Here is a 2,432-nt window from a genome sequence, read left to right on the forward strand (position 1 = left end):
CCTCCCCCATCGAGGGGGAGGTCCCGAGCGCAGCTCGGGGGTGGGGGTGACTGGCGCCGGCGTCGGCGCTTTCACCCCGCCCCGCCACTTCGTGGCGACCCTCCCCTCGATGGGGAGGGTAGGGCGCAGGCTCCTGCTCCGGCGCAGCCTGCTCGGCTTCCGGTTTCAGCGCCTCCAGCGCGTCCCATTTGATCGGCGGCAGGGGCGCGGTCTCGTCGACACGCTCCTCGACGACCTCTTTCTTGCCGAACGAAAATATCTTCTTGAAGAAACCAGCCATACGTCTCGCAGTCTCAGGCGGCTTGGGCGGCAAGCGGGGCCGCGATCAGGCGGGCGCCGTCATGGCCGGTGACAACAGCCTCGACGATCTCTCCCGCCTGGCCAGCGGCAATCGCGGTAAGCGTGAAGCCTTCGGTGCGGCCGAGCCCGTCGCGCTCGACCAGGATCGACTGGCGGGTGCCGGCAAGGGACGCCAGATGACGGCGATAGGCGGCCTCGCCGGCGGCGCGCAGCCTTGCGGCGCGCTGCTTGACCACCTCGCGGCGGACCTGCGGCATGCGTGCGGCGGGCGTGCCCTCGCGTGGGCTGAACGGGAAGACGTGGAGGTGCGTGAGGCCGCACTCCTCGACAATTTTCTCCGAGTTCTCGAACATCGCCTCGGTCTCTGTCGGGAAGCCGGCGATGATGTCGGCGCCGAAGACGATGCCGGGGCGGAGCTTGCGCACGTCCTCGCAGAAGCGGATCGACTGGTCGCGCGAATGCCGGCGCTTCATGCGCTTCAGGATCATGTCGTCGCCCGACTGCAGCGACAGATGCAGATGCGGCATCAGCCTCGGCTCGGTGGCGATCGCCTCGAGCAGGTCGCCGTCGGCCTCGATGGAATCGATCGAGGACAGCCTGAGCCGCTTCACCTCCGGCACCTGGCGCAGGATCGTCTTCACCAGCTTGCCGAGCTTCGGGCTGCCGGGCAGGTCGGCGCCGAAACTGGTCATGTCGACGCCGGTGAGCACGATCTCGGCGTAGCCATTATCGGCCAGACGCTTCACCTGTTCGACCACGGCGCCCATCGGCACCGAGCGCGAATTCCCGCGGCCGTAGGGGATGATGCAGAAGGTGCAGCGGTGGTCGCAGCCGTTCTGCACCTGGACGAAGGCGCGCGCGCGGCCCTCGATGGCGTCGACCATGTGGCTCGCCGTCTCGCGCACCGAGAAGATGTCGTTGACGCGCGCCTTCTCGGTGTCGTTGACGCCGAAATCGGGCAGCGCGCGGTAGGAGTTCGCCTTCAGCTTCTCCTCATTGCCGAGCACGAGGTCGACCTCGTCCATGGCGGCGAAATTCTGCGGCTCGGTCTGCGCCGCGCAGCCGGTGACGAAGATGCGCGCCTCAGGGTTCTCGCGGCGGGCCTTGCGGATCGCCTGCTTGGCCTGGCGCACCGCTTCTGCGGTGACGGCGCAGGTGTTGAAGATGACGGCGCCGCCTGGGAGCGCTCCGAGGCCGGCGCTTTCGGCCTCGCGGCGCATCACTTCCGATTCATAGGTGTTGAGGCGGCAGCCGCACGTGACGACGTCGACGCCCTTTGGAGCGGCGGACATCACGCGGCGCTTTCGGCGTCGCGTGCCCAGGCGCCGGTCGATGGATCGCAGCTGCCGGAAAACTCCCATTCGGCGGCGCCCGTCAGGATGACGTGGTCGTCCTCGCGCCACTCGACATTAAGCTCGCCGCCGCCGGGCGTGAGCAGCGAGACGCTGCGGCTGGTGCGCTTGGTGCGGGCGGCCGCCACCACCGCGGCGCAAGCCGCCGAGCCGCAGGCCTTGGTGAGGCCGGCGCCGCGCTCCCAGGTGCGGATGATCATCGTCTCAGGCGAAGTCACCTGAGCGATGGTGATGTTGGCGCGCTCGGGAAAGATCGGATGGTTCTCGAGCAGCGGGCCGAAGCGGTCGAGCTCGTAGGACCAGACGTCGCGATCGACCCAGAAGATGGCGTGCGGGTTGCCCATCGACACGACCGAAGGCGAGTGCAGCACCGGCGCATCGATCGGGCCGATCTGCAATTCGATCATGCGCGTGTCGCGGAACTCTTCCGCCAGCGGGATCTCCTGCCAGCCGAAGCGCGGCTTGCCCATGTCGACCGAGATCGTCCCGTCTGCATGTTCCTTGGCGTTGAGGATGCCGGCGCGGGTCTCGAAGGTGAAGATCTTCTGTCCGGTCTCGGCGGCTAGAGCCTGCACCACGCAGCGCATGCCGTTGCCGCAGGCCTGCGCCCCGGTGCCGTCCGAATTCAAGATGTCGACATAGTAGGCGGTGCCAGCCGTCCGCGCATCGTGGATCGCCATGATCTGGTCGAACTTCGTCGCCGCATCGGCGTTGAGCGCGATGGCCGCGTCGGCCGTCACCCTGTCGGCGCGGCCGCGCATGTCGGCAACGATGATCTCG

General features: G+C 68.1%; 2 protein-coding genes and 1 pseudogene. All 3 read right to left on the reverse strand.

Features of this window, described 5'->3' with window-relative positions:
• Nucleotides 1-280: pseudogene (locus EOA38_RS33715) on the reverse strand (signal recognition particle-docking protein FtsY); the annotation flags it as partial.
• A gap of 13 nt (nt 281-293) precedes the next feature.
• On the reverse strand, nt 294-1,592 hold the full coding sequence (mtaB, locus tag EOA38_RS33720; protein ID WP_127301260.1) for a tRNA (N(6)-L-threonylcarbamoyladenosine(37)-C(2))-methylthiotransferase MtaB: 1,299 nt from the start codon (nt 1,590-1,592) through the stop codon (nt 294-296).
• Nucleotides 1,592-2,432 (reverse strand): diaminopimelate epimerase (gene dapF / locus EOA38_RS33725; protein WP_127301261.1); only part of this gene is annotated, 841 nt, incomplete at its 5' end. The genes mtaB and dapF, both read right to left, overlap by 1 nt.

The sequence above is a fragment of the Mesorhizobium sp. M1E.F.Ca.ET.041.01.1.1 genome, from assembly GCF_003997355.1.
Classification (GTDB): Bacteria; Pseudomonadota; Alphaproteobacteria; order Rhizobiales; family Rhizobiaceae; genus Mesorhizobium.

Coding starts and splice junctions, on each gene's coding strand:
- mtaB (WP_127301260.1), bottom strand. CDS start 1,592: ATGTCCGCCGCTCCAAAGGGCGTCGACGTCGTCACGTGCGGCTGCCGC.